Source organism: Corynebacterium sp. UMB8791, assembly GCF_054166365.1.
On sequence record NZ_JBSZCG010000157.1, the window covers coordinates 15,366 to 37,373 of the forward strand.

The following is a 22,008-nucleotide window of genomic DNA, read 5'->3' on the forward strand; positions in this document are numbered from 1 at the left end:
CATTGCGCGAGAAACTCAGCGTTGTCTCGCCCGTCTACGCACCGACGTTGCTGAAAATGCCGTGGGCGCAGCCACTCGAGGACTGGTCCTCCGACCTCCTCGCGGCGCTGCCCCGCGGCATTTCGCGACACACGGTGCGCCTCATCGAAGCCGACGGGCTAGTTTTCGCAGTCAAGGAAATCGGCGGGGAAGTCGCCTACCACGAGTACAACATGCTCCGGAGGCTCCAAGAGCTCGACGCCCCCTGCGTCGTCCCCGTGGCCGTCATCACGCACCGCGTCGACGAAAACGGAGAGGAACTCACCCCCTGCCTGGTCACAGAGCACCTGCGGTTCTCACTCCCGTACCGCGACGTGTTCTCCCGCGACATCACCGTCGACACCATCAACAAGCTAGTGCGCGCCCTGGCGGTGCTGCTGGTGCGCCTGCACCTGCTCCACTTCTACTGGGGCGACGTCTCACTGTCCAACACCCTGTTCCGCCGCGACGCCGACCAGTTCTCCGCCTACCTCGTCGACGCCGAAACCGGCGAATTCCACGACCCCATCTCCGACGGACGACGCCTCTACGACGTCGACGTCGCCCGTGTCAACATCATCGGCGAGATGATGGACCTGCAGGCAGGCGGCTACCTCAGCGAGGACGTCGACGTGATCACCCTTGGCAACGATATCGCCTCCACCTACAACGAACTGTGGGACCTGATGACAGGGGAGCTCATCGTCGAAGGTGATGCGTTCGGGGCGATCGCTGGGCGCGTCGCAAAGATTAATGAGCTGGGCTTCGACGTCGGCGAAGTCGAGATCGAACACGACGGGGAAGACACCTACCGGGTGATCATCGAGCCCGCCGTGTTCTCCACAGGCTTCTACCAGAAAAAGCTGCTGCGACTCACCGGGCTGGAGGTGCAGGACCGGCAGGCACAGCGCCTCCTCGGCGAGATGGAGGTCTACCGCGCCGTGCGCTACGGCGGCAAGCTCCCCCTCGAAGCCGTCGCGCACCGCTGGATGGTGAAGAACTACGAACCCATCGTGGAACTCATCCCGCCGCAGCTGCGCGAGAAGCTCGAACCCGCGCAGATTTTCCACGAAATCCTGGATCACCGCTGGTTCATGAGCCAAAACGACCAACGCTACGTCACCTTGGCCGAGGCGGCGCAGTCCTATTTCGATCATGTGCTGCCGGGGCATCCGGACGAAGCAATCGTCTATAAATTACCCCCGGAGATGTGACGCGGGCCATAATGTTTGCCGTGCTCCATAAATGGTCACTATGCTGAGGTAGTACCTTATAACGCGCCGTGAACCGCATCGGGTAACGCTGGCAAGGAGCACGGCTACACATGAAGGATGGCCCATGAAGAAATTCACGCGAGCTTTTGCCTCAACCGCTGTCGCAGCACTGGCAGCATCCGCCCTCGTCGCCTGTGGCGGCGGTGGCGACACCGAAGGTCCGAACGTCTACTTCCTCAACTTCAAGCCTGAGCAGGACGCGACCTACCAAGCAATCGCCGAAGAGTACACCGCAGAAACTGGCGTCCCAGTCAAGGTCGTCACCGCGGCATCCGGCAACTACGAGCAGACCCTGCGCACCGAGGTCGGCAAGTCCGACGCTCCGACGCTCTTCCAGATGAACGGCCCAACCGGCTTCAAGACCTGGAAGGACTACACCGCAGACCTGTCCGACTTCTCCCTCGCGCAGGACCTCAACGAGGACGTCACCCCGCTCACCGCGGAAGACGGCACCGTGCGCGGCATCCCGTTCGCAGTTGAAGGCTTCGGCATCATCTACAACGAGGACATCACCGATAAGTACTTCGCACTGCCAAACCCGGCAGTCGCCTCCATGGACGAAGTCAAGAACTTCGAATCCCTGAAGAAGCTCGCCGAAGACATGCAGTCGAAGAAGGACGAGCTTGGCATCGACGGCACCTTCGCCTCCACCTCCCTCACCAGCGGTGAGGACTGGCGCTGGCAGACGCACCTGGCCAACGGCCCAATGCACTACGAGTTCGAGGACCTCGGCACCACCGACGCAGAGGACGTCACCTTCAAGTACAACAAGGAGTTCAAGAACCTCTTTGACCTGTACCTGAACAACTCCACCATCGCGCCGACCCTGGCACCGTCCAAGGCAGTCTCCGACTCCATGGCAGAGTTCGCACTCGGCCAGGCAGCCTTCGTCCAGAACGGTAACTGGGCATGGTCGCAGATCGCCGACGTGAACGGCAACGTCGTGAAGGAAGACAAGATCAAGTTCCTCCCGATGTACATGGGCCTCCCAGATGAGGAGAAGACCGGCATCAACGTCGGCACCGAGAACTACCTCGCCATCAACGCCAAGGCTCCAGAAGAGGACCAGCAGGCCACCAAGGACTTCCTGAACTGGCTGTTCACCTCCGAGGCAGGCAAGAAGCACGTCATCGAGGACCTCGGCTTCATCGCGCCGTTCAAGAACTACACGGAGACCGACGTCCCGGCAGACCCACTGGCACGCCAGGTGCAGGAGGCAATCTCCAACACCGAGCTGACCACCCTGCCATGGGACTTCCAGTTCTTCCCATCCCAGCAGTTCAAGGATGACTTCGGCGGCAACCTCGCCCAGTACGCATCCGGCAACATGGAGTGGGCAGACGTCGTCGCTAAGTTCAGCGAGGACTGGAAGGCCGAAAAGGGCTCCAACTAAGCACTGAACATGTTGTAAACCAGAGCGCGGGGTGTGCGAACAGCGCACTCCGCGCTTTTTATTCCCCAGATAGGCACCACAAATGCAGCAATCACTGAAGAAATATTTCCCAATCTTCGTACTGCCGACGCTGCTTGCGTTCTTGATCGCCTTCCTTGCCCCATTCGTCATTGGTTTCCTGCTGTCATTCACCAGCTTCCACACCATCACCGACGCTACCTGGGTAGGAGTCGACAACTACGTCCAAGCGTTCCAAGCACGAGAAGGCTTCGTCCGAGCGTTCGGATTCACCGCCCTCGTTTCCATCGTTTCCATCATCACCGTCAACGTCTTCGCGTTTGCAATCGCTTGGACACTGACACGGAAACTCAAAGGCACCAACTTCTTCCGTACCGTATTCTTCATGCCGAACCTCATCGGCGGCATCGTCCTCGGCTACACATGGCAGTCCATGATCAACGCCGTGCTCGCCCAATACGGCACCACGATCGTCTCCGACTGGAAGTACGGCTACCTCGGCCTGGTCATCCTCATTAACTGGCAGCTCGTCGGCTACATGATGATCATCTACATCGCCGGCCTGCAGAACGTGCCACCAGAGCTCATCGAAGCAGCAGAACTCGACGGCGTCTCCAAGTGGGAAATGCTCCGCCACGTGACCATCCCAATGATCATGCCGTCCATCACCATCTGCCTCTTCCTGACCCTGTCCAACACCTTCAAACTCTTCGACCAGAACCTCGCGCTCACCAACGGTGCACCAGGCGGCGCAACCGAAATGGTCGCCCTGAACATTGTCAACACGATGTTCCTGCGCAACAACGTCGAGGGCGTCGGCCAAGCAAAGGCCGTCATCTTCGTCGTAGTGGTCGTCGTCATCGCAATGTTCCAGCTGCGCGCAACACGCAGCAAGGAAGTGGAGGCATAACCCATGGCAACCAAAACAAAGGCACCCGTCACCGCCTCCGAGGCGAGCGTCAGCGGCCCAGCCAAAATACTCATCTACGCGGTGCTGGTATTCCTCACCGTGGTCTTCCTCGGACCAATCGTGTTCATCTTCCTGAACTCCTTCAAACAGAAGTTCGCAATCTCCAACAACCCATTCGCCATCCCACTCGGCGACATGTGGGCCGGACTCGAAAACTACATCACCGGCGTCCAAGGTGAAGGCTTCGCGTGGGCCATCGTGTGGTCATTTACCATCACGATCCTCTCCGTCGCCTCCATCGTCTTCTTCTCCTCGATGACCGCCTACTACATCACCCGCGTGAAAACGTGGTGGACGTCCACGCTGTACTACCTGTTCGTGTTCTCCATGGTCATCCCGTTCCAGATGGTGATGTTCCCAACCGTCACCATCGCCGACCGCCTCGGCCTGGCCAACCCGCTCGGCATGGTAGTGCTCTACACCGGTTTCGGTGCAGGCCTGTCCGTCTTCATGTTCGCCGGCTTCGTCAAGTCGATCCCGCTCGAGATTGAAGAAGCAGCAACCATCGACGGCTGCAGCCCACTGCAAACGTTCTTCCGCGTCGTCCTCCCGATGCTCAAGCCAACCGCAGTGACCGTCGCCATCCTCAACGCAATGTGGGTCTGGAACGACTACCTGCTGCCATACCTCGTCATCGGCCTATCCACCCCATACCGCACCATCCCAGTGGTCATCCAGCAGTTCGTTGGGTCCCAGGGCAACCGCGACATGGGCGCAATGATGGCAATGCTCGTGCTCGCCATCGTCCCGATCATCATCTTCTACATGTCTTCCCAGAAGCACATCGTAGAAGGTGTCGCAGCTGGCGCCGTGAAGGGATAACATTCTGGCGTGAGCCTTTTCAATCCCGATTCCCGATTTATGTCCGCCTTCACCTTGATGGCGGACATTGTCATTGTCAACATGCTTTTCGTCCTATCCAGCCTGCCAATCGTGACGGGCGGCATGGCGATCCGCGCGGCGAACGTCGTCACCGGTTACATGGTCGAAGGCCGCGGCTCCCGCTACGGGCTGCACTACCTCCGCGAGTTCCGCTACGGCGGCGGCAAATTCGGCGGCGCCTCCACGCAGTGGTGGGGGATCCTCGTCGCCATCGCCCTCGGAGTCATCTACCAACAGTGGGTCATCTTCCAAGCAAGTATCGACGGCCACCTCCTCAACCTCACGCAAGGGCTCACCCTGTCCGGCATCCTCATCATCGCCGGCATCAGCGTGTGGTTCTTCGCCCTCCAGGCGCAGCTGGACCTCCAGACAACCCCAGAAGGGCAGCAAAAAGCGCCCCTGGGCGAAACCCTGGGGCGCTCCGTGATCCTCACGTTCCAGCAACTGCCACGCACCCTCGGCGCACTCCTGTGCATCGGGGCGGCGGCATCCCTGCCGCTGTGGACCTCAGTTGCCGTGTGGATCCCCGCCTACTTCTTTTTGGTGCCGGCGCTCACGCTGTTTCTTGTACAGCTGCTCGTCGCGGCACCGCTCGGGCGGGGACTCGCTAGCGACTAGGCGTCCTGCGCCTGAATCTCCTTGGCGCGTTCCATATCCTGCGTGACGATCTTGCCCTTCGCGAAACGGTTCACAATCATCGCGATCGCGCCGTCACCCGTCACGTTCGCCGCAGTGCCGAAGGAGTCAACCACAATGTAAGCGGCGATCATCAGGGAGATCATCGACTCGTCGAAGCCCAGGTTCGCCTGCAGCAGGCCAACCGCGGCCATGATCGCGCCACCAGGCACGCCCGGCGCAGCGATCATCATGATGCCAAGCAGCAGCACGAAGCCGACGACAGCGCCGCCCGAGATCGGCAGCTGCGCCATGAACACAATCGCCAGGGCGTAGAGCGTAATCTTCATCATCGAACCAGACAGGTGAATCGTCGCGCACAGCGGCACGATGAAGCCCGCCACGTTCTCGTCCACCTTGTTCTTCAGGGTGGACTGGTAGGTGACCGGAATCGTCGCCGCGGAGGACGACGTACCCAGCGCCGTGAAGTACGCCGGCAACATGTTCTTCAGCGCCGTGAACGGGTTCTGACCAGCCACCGCACCCGCGATCAAGTACTGGCCCAGCACGATCACGATCGTCATGCCGACCGAGAGCAGCAACACCACGCCGAACGCGGCCATCGTCGAACCGAAGTTCTCGTTCATAGCCAGGTTCAGGAACGTACCGAAAATGAACAACGGCAGCAGCGGAATGACGAAGCTCTGAACCACCTTCATGATCACGTCACGCAGCTCGTTGAGCACCTCGTGCATCGTGCGGGACTTCACCGTGGTCATCGCGATACCAATCACGAACGCGAGCAGCAGCGCCGACATCACCTCAAACGGTGCAGGCATCTCCACCTCGAAGAACGGCGACAGGCCGCCCTCGGAGGGGTCGTCGATATCTGTACGCAGCTGCGTACCAGCCAGCAACGTTGGGTAGAGTGCTGAAGCCACACCCCAGGCAATCAGGCCGGAAATGATCGTGGATCCGTAGGCGACCCCGGCCGTGATACCCAACCACTTACCCGCGCCCTTGCCCAGGCCCGCAATCGCGGGGGCGATCAGGGAGAAGATGAGGATTGGGACGAAGAATCCCAGGAAGTTCGAGAACAGGCCGTTGAACGTCACGAAGACGCGCGCGAGCCAGTCAGGAAAGAAAAAACTGCACAGAAAGCCGGCGACGATCGCCACGACAATCCAGAAGAGCAGCGAGCTCAACACTTTCGATTTCATTGTTGCACCTTTAATACGAGGCGATGGACAGATCCACAGGTGAAAAACCTGTGATGGTTATGCTATACGGTATGTTGCTTGCACAGAGCCCCAATGGGCCATTTTCTGACACAAGTTCCATAAATACTATCATTGGGATACTCCTTATAGTATTCACTGTGGCGCTTCTCATACCGGGCATCCTCGCGACTGCCGGGAAGCTCCCCGGCAACGGCGTCATCGGGCTGCGTGTCCCAGAAGTTCGCAAGCACGAGTCCACTTGGCGCCAGGCCCACCGCGTCACCGGCCCCTTCTGGGTGCTCGCCGCAGTCGCCTTCGCCATCGGCGCCGCCTTTGCATTTATTGCATACGGGTGGATGTGGATACTCGTGGCCGTGGCAGTCATCGCCGGGTTCGTGAGCATCTCCGTCGGCGGCAACTTCGGGGCCCGAGCCGCCGCGCTTGTCGACGCCGCCCTGGACGCCTCAGACTCAGACTCCTCAGACGAGCCCGCCGTGGACCTTGGCGCACTACGCAAGGCTGCCGGGAAGGCGGACGAACAGCAGTAGCCGTTTTATATTCACGCTGTACGCAGGGAGTTTGGTGGTTCCGCGTACAGCGTTCGATCTCTCCGCTACCTTTACACCTATGACTTTCACGACTCAGAAGAACTGGTGGTGGCTCCCGAACACGGCGAGCCGCCTCTTCTAGTACGTTCTAGAGTCCCAACAACGGCCCGCCGGCTTGTAACCACAAGCACCGCGGGCCGTTTGCTTTGGCTCACACGCCCTCGGTGTACCAACACACGAAGGACGACCATGAGCACACACACCACCCGCCGCGTGAAGTACCACGCGGACGCCGCCAGCCTCTTCGCGCATCTCGGCGGCACCACGACCCGGGACACCGTCCTGCTGGAATCCGCCGACATCACCACCCGCTCCGGTATCCAATCGGTCGCGGTGCTGCGGGCCGCGGTGCGCGTCACCTGCTCGGGCAGCCATGTACACGTCGAGCCGCTGACCTCCTTCGGGCGCACGGTGGCCGATCGCGTACGGGAGCAGCTGGGGGAGTACCACGTTGGAGAGAACGTCTACGCGTTTCCGCCTGTTGCCGCTGCTGTTGTTGCGGACGAGCGCGAGCGCCTCACCGCCACCTCCACCGTCGAGGTACTGCGCGCGCTCAGCCGCTTCGGGTTCCTCGCCGGCGGGTTCGCCTACGACTACCTCGAAACCTTCGAGGAGCTCCCGGCCGTCGCCGACGGCGCCAACACCTACCCCGACTACCAGTTCGTCCTCGCCGAAGTGCTCCTGCGCATCGATCACCAATCACAGACCGCGACGCTCAGCGGAGTTGGGATTGACGCGCTCGCCGAGCGTATCGACGCCGCTTCGCCCACACCATTACGTTCCTCGGAGGAGGCCGGCGGCACCCTGGTTGCTCGCGCCGACATCCCCGATGCCACGTTCTGCGCCGACGTGGAGCGACTCAAGGAGCACATCTACAACGGGGACATCTACCAAGTCGTGCCCGCCCGCAGCTTCATCGCCGACTGCCCGGACGCGTTCGCCGCGTACCTCCAACTGCGCGCGACTAATCCTTCGCCGTACATGTTTTACCAAAGGGGCGTCGATAAGCATGGTGACTCTTTCGAGCTGTTCGGCGCCTCGCCCGAGTCCAACCTGAAGTACACCAACGCCGACCGCGAGGTGCAGCTGTACCCGATCGCGGGGACGCGGCCGCGCGGGCTCGCCGAGGACGGGACGGTCGACCACGAGCTGGACACGCGGATGGAGCTGCAGCTGCGCACCGACGCCAAAGAAGTCGCCGAGCACACCATGCTCGTGGACCTCGCGCGCAACGACGTCACCCGCGTTGCGGAGCCCGGCACGCGGCGAGTTGCCGAGTTGCTGCAGGTAGACCGGTATTCGCGCGTCATGCACCTCGTGTCCCGGGTCACCGCGCGGCTGGCTGGGGACCTCGACGCGCTCGACGCGTACCGGGCGTGCATGAACATGGGCACGCTCACCGGGGCGCCGAAGCTGCGCGCGACCTCGCTCATCCGCTCGCTCGAGGGCGCGCGGCGCGGGTCTTACGGCGGAGCAGTCGGCTACCTGGACAGCAACGGCGACTTTGACACCTGCATCGTGATCCGTTCTGCGTACGTCACCGGCGGGAAGGCGATCGTGCAGGCAGGCGCTGGAGTCGTGCGCGACTCCAACCCGCAGTCCGAAGCCGACGAGACGCTGCACAAGGCGTACGCGGTACTCAACGCGATCGCGCTGGCCGCTGGCGCAGAACTGGAGGTCATCAAATGATTGTGCTGCTGGATAACCAGGACTCGTTCGTTTACAACTTGGTGGACGCGCTTGCTGAGTATGAGTCAGTAGTGTTCCGTAACACTGTTGACGCAGACTCAATACTGGCGCTAGATCCTTCTCTGATCGTGCTCTCACCCGGCCCCGGATACCCGGCCGACGCCGGCTGCATGCCCGAGCTGATCCGCCGGGCGCAGGGCAGCGTGCCAATGCTCGGCATCTGCCTCGGGTACCAGGCCCTCGTGGAACACTTCGGCGGCACCGTCCAGCCCTGCGGTCCCGTACATGGGGTCTCGGACACCATGAGACTAACCTCGGAGGGCCTTGCGTCCGGACTATTCGACGGCATGACCGGCCAGCTCAGGCGCGACGTGCCGGTCGCGCGCTACCACTCGCTCGGGGCAGTGTCGCTGCCTGCAGAGATGCACGCGCTGGCCCGGACCGGGGACATCGTCATGGCCGCCGCAACCGACGACGGCATGTCCATCGGACTGCAATTCCACCCCGAATCGATCCTCACACCCGCAGGCCCGACGATGCTGCGCCGGTGCGTCAATAAGCTGAAGAAAGGAAACTAACCATGGCAACCGAACGATCCCTCACCATCCTCAAGCGATTCCTGGACAACCGGGAGCCGACCCTCGAGGAAGCCATCGAGGCATTCACCCCGCTCACCGTCGGCGACTACGACGACGTCCACATCGCAGCACTCCTGGCCACGATCCGCACCCGCGGCGAAACCTTCGCCGACATCGCCGGCGCGGCACGCGCGTTCCTCGCCGCAGGCCGACCGTTCCCGGTGACGGGGGAGGGGCTGATGGACACCGCCGGCACTGGCGGCGACGGCGCCAACACCATCAACATCACCACCGCGGCATCGTTGGTGGCTGCCGCAGGCGGGGTGCCGATGGTCAAATGCGGCAACCGCTCGGTGTCCTCGAAGTCCGGCTCCGCCGACGTCCTCGAGGCCCTGAACATCCCACTCGACCTCGACCCTTCGCGCGCGGTGCGACAGTTCGAATCCTCCAACTTCACGTTCCTCTTCGCGCCGGCGTACAACCCGGCCATCGCGCACGTGCAGCCGGTGCGCAAGGCGCTCGGCGTGTCCACGCTGTTTAACACGATGGGACCGCTGCTCTCGCCGGCGCGGCCGGAATACCAGATCATGGGCATCGCCAACCCGGCGCAGGGACGCGTCATCGCTGAGACGATGCGCGAGCTGGGGCGGGGGCGCGCGCTCGTCGTCCACGGCGCAGGAACCGATGAGCTGGCGGTCCACGGCCAATCGCAGGTCTGGGAACTGGGCCGGGACGGTTCCATCACCGAGTACGTGCTTACGCCGGAGGAGCTCGGCCTCAAGCGCTGCTCACTCGAGGGCCTGCGCGGCGGCGACGGCGTGGAGAATGCCGCCGCCATCCGCGCGACGTTCGCGGGGGAGGGGCCGGAGGCGCACCGCTCGGCCGTCGCTGCTGGTGCGGGTGCCATGTTCTACCTGAACGGCACAGCGCCGACCATCGCCGACGGCGTCACCCACGCCCTGAACCTGCTTGCCGACGGCACCGTCCACGCATGGTTGCAGCAACACGAGGAGGCTGATTACAGTGCCTAAGCAATTACCCACCGTGCTCGAAGGGATCGTGGCAAGCCGACGCGGCGATTTGGCAGCGATCCGCGAGCGTCTTGCCCACGTGAATGTCGCTGCACTCCCACGCTCGGAGCGTTCACTCTACGACAACCTGAAGCGCGAGGGCACCAGCTTCATCATGGAGTGCAAGTCCTCCTCGCCGTCCCTCGGCCTGATCCGCGCCGACTACAAGCCCGGCCAAATCGCCTCGGTGTACTCGCGCTACGCCGCCGGCATCTCCGTGCTGTGCGAGCCCTCCCGCTTCGGCGGCGACTACGACCACCTGGCCACGGTCGCCTCAAGCACGCACCTGCCCGTGCTCTGCAAGGACTTCATCATCGACGAGGCCCAGGTCTACGCCGCGCGCTACTTCGGCGCCGACGCCATCCTGCTCATGCTCTCGATTCTTGACGACGCCAGCTACGCCTACCTCTCCGGCCTCGCCGAGTCCCTCGGGATGGACGTGCTCACCGAAGTGATTAGCGAGGAGGAGGCCGTGCGGGCTGGTCGACTCGGCGCGCGGATCTTCGGCGTGAACCACCGGAACCTCCACGACCTGTCGATTGACCTAACGCGCTCCGCCCGGTTGGCGCGACTCGCTCCTGCCGAAGCGGCGGTGGTGTCGGAGTCCGGCATCCGGTCCGTGGAGACTGTGCGTCAGCTCGGCGGGCACTCGGACGGGTTACTGGTCGGGTCGCAGCTGACCGGCCAGCCGGACATCGACCTGGCCGCCCGGAAACTGGTGTACGGGCCAAACAAGGTGTGCGGGCTGGCGTCGTGGAGCGCCGCGCAGGCCGCCAAGGCGGCGGGCGCCGTGTACGGCGGGCTCATCTTCGAGGAGTCGAGTCCGCGCAATGTTTCACGTGAAACATCGGCGGACATCATCGCACACGAGCCGGGGCTGCGGTACGTCGCGGTTTCCCGCCGCACGTCCGGGTACGGCGAACTGATCCAGCCCGGCATCCACGCCGTGCAGGTGCACGCGCCGTATCAGGGATCGCTCGAGGCCGAGCGCTCCCTGGTCGAGCGGGTGCGCGCAGAGATCGGGGAGGGCGTCGAGCTCTGGCGGGCGGTCTCCATGACTGCGGATTCTGGCGTGGATGTTGCGCTCGGGATCCGAGGGGGCGTCGACAAGCTGGTGCTCGACGCGCGCGACGGCGGCTCCGGCGAGACCTTCCGCTGGGCCGACATCCCGGACGAGGTGCGCGGCGACTCGCTCCTCGCCGGCGGGCTGCACCCCGACAACCTCCGGGAGGCGCTCGGCGTCGGCTGCGCGGGCGTCGATCTCAACTCGGGCGTCGAATACCCTGCTCAGGCCGGGCGTAAGGACGCGGGCGCGCTGCGGCGGGCCTTCGAGATCATCGGCAACTACCACTACCCAAGGACAGAAAATGACTGATTACACCCACGGCGGCAGCACCATCCTGCCCGCATACTACGGCGAATTCGGCGGGCAATTCGTCCCCGAATCGCTCCTGACGGCGCTTGACCAGCTCGAGCGAGCGTTTGTCGACGCCCTCGCCGACGAAACCTTCATGGCCGAATACCGCGCCCTCCTTCGCGACTACCTCGGACGCCCAACCCCGCTCACCGAATGCCGCAACCTTCCCCTCAACGGCGCGAACGCGCGCATCTTCCTCAAGCGCGAGGACCTCGTGCACGGCGGCGCACACAAGACGAACCAGGTGATCGGACAGGCGCTGCTAGCGAAGAAGATGGGGAAGACGCGGATCATTGCCGAGACCGGCGCCGGCCAGCACGGCACCGCGACCTCGCTCGCCTGCGCTTTGCTGGGTTTGGATTGCGTCATTTACATGGGCAAGACCGACATGGCGCGGCAGGAGCCAAACGTTTACCGCATGCGGCTGATGGGTGCTGAGGTAGTGGGCGTCGACTCCGGCGCCGGCACCCTGAAAGACGCCGTCAACGAGGCACTCCGCGACTGGACCGCCACCTTCCACGAATCCCATTACTTGCTCGGCACCGCGGCGGGGCCGCACCCGTTCCCCAAGATCGTCAAGGAGTTCCACCGCGTGATCTCCACCGAGGCGAAAGCCCAGATGCTTGAGCGCACCGGATGCCTGCCGGACGTCGTCTGCGCCTGCGTCGGCGGCGGCTCCAACGCTATCGGGATGTTCGCTGAGTTTATCGACGAGGAGGGCGTCGAACTCGTCGGCGTCGAACCCGGGGGAGAGGGCGTGGGCGTCGGCAAGCATGGCGCTGCCATTGCTGCCGGGACCGTCGGCATCCTGCACGGGACGCGCTCCTACCTGATGCGCGACAGCGACGGCCAGGTCGCTGAGTCTTACTCAATATCCGCCGGCCTGGACTACCCCGCGGTTGGACCCGAGCACGCACACCTTGCCAAGACGGGCCGAGCGAAGTACGTTCCCGTCACCGACGAATCCGCCCTGCGTGCGTTCCAGTTGCTGTCACGGCACGAGGGCATCATCCCGGCGCTCGAGTCCTCGCATGCGTTGGCGTACGCGCTGCAGCGCGCGGCGTCCCACCCGGCTGACACGGAGGCGCTCACAATCCTCGTTTCATTGTCCGGCCGCGGCGACAAAGACGTCGCACACGTCCGCGCGACACTCGCCGAACACCCGGAGTGGGTCGAAAATTCACCGAAGGAGACCAACTAACATGTCCGCCCCTACAACGTCACGTTACGCAAGACTCTTCGCCTCGCTGCATGAGAGGGGAGAGGGAGCCTTCGTCCCATTCATCATGCTTTCCGACCCAACTCCCGACGACGCCCTCCAAATCATCGACGCCGCCGTCACCGCCGGAGCCGACGCCCTCGAACTCGGCGTCCCGTTCTCCGACCCCGTCGCCGACGGCCCCGCCATCCAGACGGCTCACGTGCGGGCACTCGATGGCGGAGCGACCGTCGATAAGGCACTGGCACAAGTTCGGACGATCCGCGAGCGATACCCCGACCTGCCGATCGGCATGCTGATCTACGCCAACGTCGCCTACGTACGCGGTCTTTCCTCGTTCTACGAGGCGTTCCGAGAGGCGGGCGCAGACAGCGTGCTGCTCCCGGACGTCCCTGTGCGCGAATCGGCGCCGTTCAGCGAAGCTGCTCTTGCCGCGGGTGTCGACCCGATCTACATCGCCCCTGCCAAAGCCAGCCCGCAGACTTTGGAGGGCGTCGCCGCGCAATCCCGCGGCTACATTTACGCCATCTCCCGTGACGGCGTGACCGGCGCCGACAAGGAAGCCTCCGTCGACGGCCTTCGCGAGGTAGTGGACAACGTGCAAGCATACGGCGGCGCCCCGGTGCTGCTCGGGTTCGGGATCTCCACACCGCAGCACGTCGCGGACGCAATCGCAGCCGGGGCAGCAGGCGCCATCACCGGCTCCGCGATTGCGAACATCGTGGCTAAATACACCGAACACACGCACCCGAATCCCGCGCGCATCACGGACATCGACGCGCTGACCGCCGAGCTGTCCTCCTACGTCGCGGCAATGAAACAGGCTACTATCAGGGCATGACTTGTTCACGACGCATGTTCCTCCTCGGCACCGCCACCACTTTCGCCGGCGCGTTCCTCGCCGCCTGCGGATCTGAACCAACCGCCGAGGTAGCCAAGACCCAAGTACCCGTCGGCAGCGCCGTCATCCTCGACGGCTTCATCATCGCCCAACCGACCGCCGGCGAGTACGTCGCCTACTCCCAAACCTGCCCGCATCAGGGCCAGAAGATCACCAAGGTCGATGGGGACACTGTTCGCTGCACCGGCCACGGCTCCGTCTTCAGCATTATCGACGGCTCCGCAGTCTCCGGCCCAACACAGAATCCACTGACCCCAGCGCAGCTGACAGAAGCGGGCGAGACGCTGAACGCGTCGATGTAAGGCTGCTGATTTCTCAGCCTGCCTGGCGTGGCCCGCGTGGCTATCATGTGTGCATGCCAGGTTTTCTTCGCCGTATTGACCCCTTGCTCCTCGGCATCATCCTCGCCGCGGTACTCGCGTTCATTGCGCCCGCCCGAGGCTCGTTTGCCGAGGGCTTTTCCATTGCTGTCAAACTTGCAATCGGTCTGCTGTTTTTCCTCTATGGTGCGCGTCTTTCCACCCGCGAGGCGCTGCAAGGTTTGACGAATTGGCGCCTGCATTCGGTCATCCTCGCCTTCACGTTCATCGCGTATCCTTTGATCGGCCTGGCCATGCGCCCCACAACCGCGTTCATTTCCGCCTCGGTGTACCAGGGGATCCTCTATCTTTGCCTGGTGCCGTCGACTGTCCAGTCCTCGGTTGCACTGACAGGCATCGCGCGTGGCAATGTGCCGGGAGCGGTGGTGGCGGCGAGCCTGTCGTCGATAGTTGGTGTCGTCGCGACCCCGGTCCTCGTCATGGTGCTGATGGGTGCCGACAGTGACATTCATATTGATGCATCTGTGTTCCGGAATGTTGCATTACAGTTGCTCCTTCCTTTCGTGCTGGGTCAGGTCGCTCGGGCGATGGTGCCTGGTGTTGCTGGCTTCGCTGCGCGGAAAGCTACCAAGCTTGTTGACCGCGGGTCCATTTGGATGGTCGTGTACTCGGCATTCTCAGCCGGTGTTGTTTCTGGCGTGTGGTCGAATGTTTCTGCGCTCGAGTTGGTCTTCCTCTCTGCGTTCGCTCTGGTTCTGGTTTGCGTCATGCTGTGGGTGACGCGGGTTGTCCCGGAGGCCTTGAGGTTCTCGAGGGCGGACACGGTAGCGATCCAGATGTGCGGTACGCAGAAGTCGTTGGCTGCTGGGTTGCCGATGGCGTCGGTTATTTTTGGTGGCTCGCAGCTCGGTGTGCTGATCGTGCCGTTGATGATCTACCATCTGATTCAGTTGATGACGTGCTCCGCGTACGTCTCGCGCCTTGCCCAAACCACAGCTTCGAAGGAGTAGTTTCACGTGAAACATTACGTCCGCATTCATTACAGCGCCCCGGATCTTGGGGGAGAGCTTCTCAATATTGCCGAGCTTGAGGAACTGAACTCTCGCGAATGTACGATGGTTCGGATGATCGAGCTGGACCCGAGCGAGACCATTACTGGCATTTATGCCGACGGCAAAGTGGTTGGTCAGGCGAATGAGCCGATGTCTATCGTTCCGCACCCAGACCTGTACGCACAGTTCGAGGGCATTTCTGCGACAGCCATTGCGGTAGAGGAGTTCGAGGCGCTGTGGGCTGAGGCTTGTAGTCTGCTGGGGCATGCTTAAACCTTGGGTGTGTCCCAATCCCACGTCGGTGCGGCTTCATCCGCAAACGAATCCACACCCCACCCATCCAACTCAATCTCGGCAGCATCATCGCGATACCCCACCCGACCAGGCTCACACACCCACTGCTCACCACTGGCAAACCGGAAATACAACACAGGTCCCGGCTTGACCACCCGAATAAACCCATCCGTGACCAACGAATGACACCTCGAGCACAACGGCACCAAATTCTCCAAATCCGTCGCACCACCTTCAGCCCAATCCCTAATATGATGCATCTGCAAAAACCTGGTATGCCCACACCCCGGCACCGCACACTTATGCCCCCACATCCCCAACAACACCTGCACCTGCTTGCTACTTGCCAAACGGCGTTTGCGCCCAAACCTAATCACCTGCCCCTGGGCGTCATAGAGCACACCCATCAAATCTGCATGATCTACCAAGTTGGCAAGCCGTGCGGCAGGCGCCGCCATGTGATTCGGTAAAAACGCTCGCCCATCTGATGTCATATGCACCATCACCTGTGCCGCCGGCGCCATCGTGGCGTGTGTGGCAGCCCCGGTGCGCACCATGTGCACCATCCCCATGAGTGATTGCAGCATTAATCGTGCCGGTGGCAGCCCGAAGGTCGAGCGCATCATCTGCGCATCAGCCTCATCCACCGCGTTATCATCCGCATAGGCGTGTGCGCCTGCACGCAGGGCTGCTTGAAAGGCCACACCGTCGGTAGCGTTCATGCAAAACCAGCCGCGTACGTATTGGCCATCTTCGCGGATGGTCAGCCCGCAGTGTGCACCAGCATCCTGAGGTTGTTTCTCGGTGGGGGTTGCGCCTGCCAGGGCATGTACGAGGCCTTGGTAGCCGGATTCGGCGGCTATCTCTACGAGTTCGTGTTGGTTTGTGTCGGTGGCGTAGTCGAGCATGTAGCGCACACTGGTGTAGTCGATGCTTCCTTGTCGCAGCGCGTCGAGGATGGTGGGAAAGGCGGTGAGTTTGCGTGCGACGGCGGCGTATTCGTAGGCGCGGGTGCGTTTCATTTTTAACACTCTGGCAAGCCATGCCCCGGTTGAGGCACACCCGTAGGCTTCGGCAAGGTTGTGGGTGTCGAATTCGGCGATCGCGGTCAGTATTTCCGCGTGCGAGTATGCGAACAGGCGTGCGCTTTCTACGATGGTGTTGATGATGGTGTCGGCGTCGATGGTGGTGTGCATGGTTCCCCCTGGTGTTTTGGTTGTTGTTTAGTATACGTGTTCGAATGGTGGTGTCAAGAGGTTTATTCAAATATTTGTTGGTGGGTGTCCGCGCGGCGGACACCTTGATGCAATCGTTGGGGTCTTGAGCTGAACTCGCTCTGTCCGCGCCGCGGAATGCGTGCTTCGCCGATGCAATTCGCGAAGTGGTGTCCGCCCCGCGGAAAGTGAACAATACTGGGTTGCAACAACGGCGAGTTGTCCGCCCCGCGGAATATCGAAACACGCAATCACCTGTCCGCCCCGCGGACAATCGGAGCCGTTCGACGGCCCCATGGGAGTAGCAAGTTCTCAACCCACTCTGACCTATTGGTCCGAGCCCGCGCAGGGCAGGGGAGCGCTGTTCCCAAATCACCTCTCGGAATCATTTGATCTCCGAAGTAACGCACAGGACGTTCCGATCGATGTTAGTTGCAGACATGCCAAAACTTTGGCGAGTCCCTAACTTTAACCGATCCCACAAAGGAGCTACCCATGAAGCGTTTTACCTCCGTAGCAGCTGCTGCAACTCTGTCCCTGTCCCTGGTCACTGGCCCTGCATTCGCGGCTGAGGCTCAGCCTTCCGACAAGGATGCCAAGGTTGGCTCCTCGGTTGCCTACGCGCAGTGCAAGGTCAAGGCTGAGGCCGCAGAGAAGGAAAAGGAGGCTAAGGCAAAGAAGAAGGCAGCTGAGGCACAGACTGCTGGTGACATCGCTAAGAACAAGGCTGATCAGACTCGTCAGGAGATCCGCGAGGAGCTGACCTCTTCTTCTGACGAGCTGGATTGTGTCAAGGAGCTGATCAACGACAAGGATTACAAGGCAGGCATTCTCGGTCTCCTGATCGGCGTTCCGGCTGCGCTCGTTGCACTTCTTGGTGTCGTTGCTGCAGTCTCCGGCGTCATTCCGGGCATTCAGCTTCCAGCGCTGCCGTTCTAATTCACTTATCGACGCCACATTCTGACCCAGCCTCTCGTATAAGGCTGGGTTTTTCAATTTGATTGGCGCCTATTAATTCCCAGTCAATAGCTCGGCCCCATCAACCCGCTCATGGATCATCTCAGCCCCACACCACACTGTTGAGTGACTATAAATATAGGCACAACATCCCCTGGGGACGCTTCAGACCTGGCAAGTAAGTGGCAGAAATTGAAGCTTCGCCCCTACCAAGACTATGGACCAGTCTAACGTATGTGACGTTATTAAACCCTGTGGCATATACGCGAAAGCGCCCGGCCCGAAACCCGAGCCGAGCGCAAAATCTTGAAATCTACTTTGCGTTCAGTGCCAGAAACGCAAGACCACCAAGAGCCGCAACACCGAGCAAGGAACCCCAGATGATGTCGAAGGTGCGGCCGATAGGCCAATCCTTTTCACGGTCATTGTCGAAAGAGCTTTGCAGTGCAGCGAGACCGAACTCAGCCTCGGCGATTGCCTTCTTGGCGTCAGCTTCGTTCTCGGCAGCGCCAATCTTACCGATCTGCAGAAGGGTCAACGCTGCGACAGACGAAGTGACCTCGTCTCCGCTCGAAGTCTCCCCAGCCTGTGCCGGTACAACAGCGAGCGAGAAGGCAGTGGTGGCTGCGATGGCAGCGGTAGCGAAACGCTTCATGGGAATCTCCTGAATAAATGTTAGAACGGAAGCTGAATGAGGCCTTGCTGAGCAGCGATGCCGCCCACCAAGGCAAGAATGGCGGCAGCAATACCGGTACCGACTAGGATGTCGTAGGTAGTCCCGAGCTTGTAGCCGTTGTTCGCGTCATTCTTATAGGACGACAAGATAATGGCATCGGACTTTTTATTGTTCTCCCCAGCCTTGGTCTTGAATACGCCTGCTTCGGAGGAGCCCTTGAATGGCGCTGACATGCCGATGCCCGGCTTAGCAAACTCAGCTACAGCCAGCAAAACTGCGTAACCGACTGCCTCATCTTCAGAAACCTTCGAAGAAGAGTCATATCCAAAACCCGGAGGGGTCTTATCACCTGCGTTAACAGCACCCGCCGGAACAACAGCGAGCGAAAGGGCAGTGGTGGCTGCGATGGCAGCGGTAGCGAAACGCTTCATGGGAATCTCCTGAATACAGAGGGCGATATTGCCAGGCTTTTAACAACAACCGCTAATGTATCAGGCAGTTTCTAACTCAGCAACACTTCTATTCACAAGACAAGGTTGACGAGCGCCACGTACAACCCCGTGCCGACCAGGATGGAGAGGGCGGGGGAGCGTCGCCAAGCGTGGAGGGCGAGCGTCACGAAGCCGACGAGCACCCCGGTCCACACGGGCTGGTCGGAGCTGGTGAAGGTGTACAGCACGAGGACGATCATGACACCGACGGGCATGTAGAGGCGGAGGAAGTCGAGAAGGGGGCTGCCGTCTAGCCACCCGAGGAAGGCGAAGGGCAGGGCACGCAGAAGCACGGTGACCACGGCGATCGGCAAGATGACGGCCCACACCATGGGCAGATCAACGCCGGCGGGAAGTCCGTTCATCGCTTCCACTCCAATCGCTTATCGACGCCAGGTACCCAGAACCGAACCAGCAGGACCAGGAAGTACGCGATGAGCGCTACCATCAGCATCTGTCCGGGGACGACGAAGGCTGCAACGAGCGCGATCCCAGCGGCGATGAGCACGGCGCTCATGTCGCGGGATGCCTGGAACGCCTCGTAGGCTAGGACGATGAAGAGGGCGGTGAGTGCGAAGTCCATGCCCTCGATTGTGCCGGGAAGGCGTTCGCCGGCGAGCGCGCCGACGAGACCAGACACGACCCAGAGCGCCTGGCACATCACGTGGATGGCGATGAGGCGCGGGCCGGTGTAGCGCGTGGTCTGCTGTCGGGCGCTGATGACGGCGTAGGCTTCGTCGGTTAGTGAATACATCGAATAGAGGCGGCCGAACGTCGAGCGGATCGCGTCCCGCGGGTAGGTGAGGCCGTAGAAGAGGTGTCGGAAGTTCACCATGAAACCGGTCATCGCGGCGGAGGCGGGGCCGACGCCGCCGAGTACCATCGGGATTGCGAGGAACTCGGTGGAGCCGGCGTAGATAAGCATCGAGAAGACCGGTGTCCACCACCAAGCGAACCCGGATTGCACCATGAGCAGCCCAAACGCTAGCCCGAGGGGCACAACGCCGAGCCCGACGAGCCACATGTCGCGCACTCCGAGGCCGAATTCTCGCAATGTTTCACGTGAAACATTCATCTAGTTGTCCTCGATGTCGGATGGGAAGGTGGCGAACAGGGGTAGGGGCATGGGTTGGCGGCGTAGGACGTCGGCCCACAAATCGACACTCGCGGGTGTGATGACGTCGGAGGGGAGGGCCGGGGCGACGTACCAGTCGCCGCGTTCGATCTCCTCGTCGAGCTGACCCGCGTCCCAGGACGAGAACCCGGCGAACAGGCGGAAGCCCTCCAGCAGCCCAGTGAACTGCTCAGCCGACGCATGCATGTTCACATGCACAAGCTTGTTCGCGAGGCGCGTCAGAGTAGGGTGCTCGGCGATATCAACATCGTTGCGCGTGACGCCCAGGCCAACGGCAGCGTTCGGGCTGACGGGTCCGCCGTAATACATCACCGCCGGCTCGCTGGCGAGCGACTCCCACTCGGGCAGCACGTTTACAACGGCGGCGTCGGAACGCCGGTTCAAGATGACGCCGAGCGTGCCCTGCTCGCCGTGCTCAATCACGAGCACAACCGTCCGAGCAAACTCAGGCGAGTACATCCCCGGAGCGGCGACGAGCAGCATACCGCTGTCGGGTTCCGTGCGCTCGAGTGACGTAAACAGGCGGTCACCGAAGAAATACTCAGGCATTACGTTCCTCCCACCAAGACTTCAGCGCAGCGACGGCCTCGTCGTGCTCGAGTTCGCCGCGCTCCAGACGTAGTTCCTTCATATACTTCCAGGCCTCGCCGACCTCCGGGCCGGGCTTAAGATCCAGGATCTGCATGATTTCGTTGCCGTCCAGGTCAGGGCGGATGCGCGCAAGATCCTCCTGCTCGGCGAGCGTCGCGATTCGCTCCTCGAGGTTCTGGTACGCACGCTGCAGGCGGCGCGCCTTGCGTGGGTTTCGCGTGGTGCAATCGGCGCGGACGAGTTTGTTCAAGCGGCCGAGGAGGTCGCCGGCGTCGGTGACGTAGCGACGCACCGCCGAATCGGTCCACTTGCCTTCGCCGAAACCGTAGAAACGCATGTGCAGGAAAACCAACTGGCCGACGTCGCTGATCACGTGCTTCGGGTACTTCAGCGCACGGAGGCGCTTGCGCACCAGCTTCGCGCCAACGACCTCGTGGTGGTGGAAGCTCACGCCGCCGCCTTCTTTGACGGCGCGGGTGGCGGGCTTGCCGACGTCGTGAAGCAGCGCGGCGAGCCGCAACTTGAGGTCGGGGCCGTCGTCCTCGAGCTCGGTCGCCTGGCGCAGCACCGTCAGCGAGTGTGCGTAGACGTCCTTGTGCTGCATGTGCTCGTCCTGCTCAAGCTGCAGCGCGGGCACCTCAGGCAGCACGAACTCGGCGATGCCGGTGCGAACCAGCAGGTCAATGCCCTCCCAGGGGGCGATGCCACACATCAGCTTGTCCAGCTCGGCTTGGATCCGCTCGACGGTGATGCGCTGAATCTCACCTGCCATGTCGCGCATCGCGTCGAAGACGCGCGGGGCAACCTCGAAGCCGAGTTGAGAGGCGAAGCGAGCAGCGCGCAGCATGCGCAGCGGGTCGTCGCGGAAGGAAATCTCGGGGGCCTGCGGGGTGTCAAGGCGGCGTTGGAGCAGGTCACTGATGCCATCCACGGGGTCGTGGAAGATTGGGCGAAGTGCGCCGTCGACCACATCGAGCTCGATGGCCATCGCGTTGCAGGCGAAGTCGCGCCGAATGAGGTCGCCGTCGAGGGTGTCGCCGAAGGTCACCTCGGGGTTGCGTGTCACGCCGTCGTACAGGTCGGAGCGGAACGTCGTGATCTCCACCTGCTGGCCCTCGCGCACGGCGGCCACGGTGCCGAACTCAATGCCGGTGTCCCAGGTGGTTTCGCCCCACTCGTCGAGAATTTCCTGCACAGTTGGGGGCAGGGCGGACGTCGTGAAGTCGAGGTCGTGCCCGAGCTTGCCCAGCATCGCGTCGCGCACGGGCCCGCCGACAAGGTAGAGGTGCTCGCCGCGCTCCACGAAGCGCTGGGCGAGGGGCGTCAGCAAGCCACTGAGCTTTTCGACGCCCTCTTCAGCCCGAACCTGCAACGCCGCGACGGCGTTCGGGTCGGAGGGGTCGGGG

At 62.1% G+C, this 22,008-nt stretch carries 24 protein-coding genes; 16 read left to right on the forward strand and 8 right to left on the reverse strand.

Annotated elements, in window-relative coordinates; translation table 11 throughout:
• Positions 1 to 2 precede the first annotated feature (2 nt).
• The 5 genes from ACXIUA_RS10620 to ACXIUA_RS10640 all read left to right on the forward strand — a co-directional run bounded on the left by ACXIUA_RS10620 (position 3) and on the right by ACXIUA_RS10640 (position 5,173).
• Positions 3 to 1,232, forward strand: a complete 1,230-nt coding sequence (locus tag ACXIUA_RS10620; protein ID WP_070478637.1) for a DUF4032 domain-containing protein — start codon at positions 3 to 5, stop codon at positions 1,230 to 1,232.
• Positions 1,233 to 1,356: 124 nt separating this feature from the next.
• Positions 1,357 to 2,685: an ABC transporter substrate-binding protein gene (locus tag ACXIUA_RS10625; RefSeq protein WP_256008432.1), complete on the forward strand. Its 1,329-nt coding sequence runs from the start codon at positions 1,357 to 1,359 to the stop codon at positions 2,683 to 2,685.
• 82 nt (positions 2,686 to 2,767) lie between these two features.
• On the forward strand, positions 2,768 to 3,613 hold the full coding sequence (locus ACXIUA_RS10630) for a carbohydrate ABC transporter permease (RefSeq protein WP_070361626.1): 846 nt from the start codon (positions 2,768 to 2,770) through the stop codon (positions 3,611 to 3,613).
• A gap of 3 nt (positions 3,614 to 3,616) precedes the next feature.
• A complete protein-coding gene (locus tag ACXIUA_RS10635) occupies positions 3,617 to 4,495 on the forward strand; it encodes a carbohydrate ABC transporter permease (RefSeq protein ID WP_457976813.1) in 879 nt (292 codons plus the stop codon).
• Between the two features lie 9 nt (positions 4,496 to 4,504).
• Positions 4,505 to 5,173 (forward strand): MusI family membrane protein, encoded by a 669-nt coding sequence (locus tag ACXIUA_RS10640; RefSeq protein WP_457976814.1) that lies wholly within the window; start codon positions 4,505 to 4,507, stop codon positions 5,171 to 5,173.
• On the opposite strand, the gene ACXIUA_RS10645 is transcribed toward ACXIUA_RS10640, so the two are convergent.
• Positions 5,170 to 6,390, reverse strand: coding sequence for a dicarboxylate/amino acid:cation symporter (locus ACXIUA_RS10645; RefSeq protein WP_256001278.1), 1,221 nt, complete (start codon positions 6,388 to 6,390; stop codon positions 5,170 to 5,172). The two genes, ACXIUA_RS10640 and ACXIUA_RS10645, sit on opposite strands and share 4 nt — an antisense overlap.
• A gap of 158 nt (positions 6,391 to 6,548) precedes the next feature.
• Between ACXIUA_RS10645 and ACXIUA_RS10650 the strand changes: the two genes are divergently transcribed.
• The 10 genes from ACXIUA_RS10650 (at position 6,549) to ACXIUA_RS10695 (ending at position 15,517) form a co-directional block, all read left to right on the forward strand.
• Positions 6,549 to 6,938, forward strand: coding sequence for an SdpI family protein (locus ACXIUA_RS10650; RefSeq protein ID WP_457976815.1), 390 nt, complete (start codon positions 6,549 to 6,551; stop codon positions 6,936 to 6,938).
• Between the two features lie 249 nt (positions 6,939 to 7,187).
• Positions 7,188 to 8,687 carry an anthranilate synthase component 1 gene (locus tag ACXIUA_RS10655; protein ID WP_457976817.1) on the forward strand — a complete coding sequence of 500 codons (1,500 nt, stop codon included), beginning with the start codon at positions 7,188 to 7,190 and terminating at the stop codon, positions 8,685 to 8,687.
• On the forward strand, positions 8,684 to 9,265 hold the full coding sequence (locus ACXIUA_RS10660; RefSeq protein ID WP_256042361.1) for a glutamine amidotransferase-related protein: 582 nt from the start codon (positions 8,684 to 8,686) through the stop codon (positions 9,263 to 9,265). The genes ACXIUA_RS10655 and ACXIUA_RS10660 overlap by 4 nt, the downstream gene beginning before the upstream one ends.
• A gap of 2 nt (positions 9,266 to 9,267) precedes the next feature.
• A complete protein-coding gene (gene trpD / locus ACXIUA_RS10665; RefSeq protein WP_457976818.1) occupies positions 9,268 to 10,296 on the forward strand; it encodes an anthranilate phosphoribosyltransferase in 1,029 nt (342 codons plus the stop codon).
• The gene (gene trpCF, locus ACXIUA_RS10670; protein ID WP_457976819.1) at positions 10,289 to 11,710 is read left to right on the forward strand and encodes a bifunctional indole-3-glycerol-phosphate synthase TrpC/phosphoribosylanthranilate isomerase TrpF; all 1,422 of its coding nucleotides are present in this window, start codon (positions 10,289 to 10,291) and stop codon (positions 11,708 to 11,710) included. The genes trpD and trpCF overlap by 8 nt, the downstream gene beginning before the upstream one ends.
• Entirely contained in the window at positions 11,703 to 12,953 is a 1,251-nt protein-coding gene (trpB, locus tag ACXIUA_RS10675; RefSeq protein ID WP_457976820.1) for a tryptophan synthase subunit beta, read from the forward strand. The genes trpCF and trpB overlap by 8 nt, the downstream gene beginning before the upstream one ends.
• Before the next feature lies 1 nt (position 12,954).
• Complete coding sequence (trpA, locus tag ACXIUA_RS10680) at positions 12,955 to 13,812, forward strand: tryptophan synthase subunit alpha (protein WP_457976821.1); 858 nt, start codon at positions 12,955 to 12,957, stop codon at positions 13,810 to 13,812.
• 14 nt (positions 13,813 to 13,826) lie between these two features.
• Entirely contained in the window at positions 13,827 to 14,174 is a 348-nt protein-coding gene (locus ACXIUA_RS10685) for a Rieske (2Fe-2S) protein (RefSeq protein WP_256008439.1), read from the forward strand.
• 53 nt (positions 14,175 to 14,227) lie between these two features.
• The gene (locus ACXIUA_RS10690) at positions 14,228 to 15,202 is read left to right on the forward strand and encodes a bile acid:sodium symporter family protein (protein WP_457976822.1); all 975 of its coding nucleotides are present in this window, start codon (positions 14,228 to 14,230) and stop codon (positions 15,200 to 15,202) included.
• Between the two features lie 6 nt (positions 15,203 to 15,208).
• Complete coding sequence (locus ACXIUA_RS10695) at positions 15,209 to 15,517, forward strand: hypothetical protein (protein WP_457976823.1); 309 nt, start codon at positions 15,209 to 15,211, stop codon at positions 15,515 to 15,517.
• On the opposite strand, the gene ACXIUA_RS10700 is transcribed toward ACXIUA_RS10695, so the two are convergent.
• The gene (locus ACXIUA_RS10700) at positions 15,514 to 16,734 is read right to left on the reverse strand and encodes an HNH endonuclease signature motif containing protein (RefSeq protein ID WP_457976824.1); all 1,221 of its coding nucleotides are present in this window, start codon (positions 16,732 to 16,734) and stop codon (positions 15,514 to 15,516) included. The genes ACXIUA_RS10695 and ACXIUA_RS10700 overlap by 4 nt on opposite strands.
• Positions 16,735 to 17,247: 513 nt before the next feature.
• Between ACXIUA_RS10700 and ACXIUA_RS10705 the strand changes: the two genes are divergently transcribed.
• Positions 17,248 to 17,691: a hypothetical protein gene (locus ACXIUA_RS10705; protein WP_457976825.1), complete on the forward strand. Its 444-nt coding sequence runs from the start codon at positions 17,248 to 17,250 to the stop codon at positions 17,689 to 17,691.
• 331 nt (positions 17,692 to 18,022) lie between these two features.
• On the opposite strand, the gene ACXIUA_RS10710 is transcribed toward ACXIUA_RS10705, so the two are convergent.
• From ACXIUA_RS10710 to ACXIUA_RS10735, 6 genes are all read right to left on the reverse strand, one after another.
• Positions 18,023 to 18,364: a hypothetical protein gene (locus ACXIUA_RS10710; RefSeq protein ID WP_070478334.1), complete on the reverse strand. Its 342-nt coding sequence runs from the start codon at positions 18,362 to 18,364 to the stop codon at positions 18,023 to 18,025.
• A 20-nt stretch (positions 18,365 to 18,384) separates the two neighbouring features.
• A complete protein-coding gene (locus ACXIUA_RS10715) occupies positions 18,385 to 18,816 on the reverse strand; it encodes a hypothetical protein (protein ID WP_070478332.1) in 432 nt (143 codons plus the stop codon).
• 92 nt (positions 18,817 to 18,908) lie between these two features.
• Entirely contained in the window at positions 18,909 to 19,241 is a 333-nt protein-coding gene (locus tag ACXIUA_RS10720) for a branched-chain amino acid transporter permease (RefSeq protein WP_457976826.1), read from the reverse strand.
• The gene (locus tag ACXIUA_RS10725; RefSeq protein WP_256005813.1) at positions 19,238 to 19,951 is read right to left on the reverse strand and encodes an AzlC family ABC transporter permease; all 714 of its coding nucleotides are present in this window, start codon (positions 19,949 to 19,951) and stop codon (positions 19,238 to 19,240) included. The genes ACXIUA_RS10720 and ACXIUA_RS10725 overlap by 4 nt, the downstream gene beginning before the upstream one ends.
• Positions 19,952 to 20,560 (reverse strand): YqgE/AlgH family protein, encoded by a 609-nt coding sequence (locus tag ACXIUA_RS10730; RefSeq protein WP_256008417.1) that lies wholly within the window; start codon positions 20,558 to 20,560, stop codon positions 19,952 to 19,954.
• Positions 20,553 to 21,974, reverse strand: a complete 1,422-nt coding sequence (locus tag ACXIUA_RS10735; RefSeq protein WP_457976848.1) for a CCA tRNA nucleotidyltransferase — start codon at positions 21,972 to 21,974, stop codon at positions 20,553 to 20,555. Before ACXIUA_RS10735 ends, ACXIUA_RS10730 begins: the two co-directional genes overlap by 8 nt.
• Positions 21,975 to 22,008: the final 34 nt, after the last annotated feature.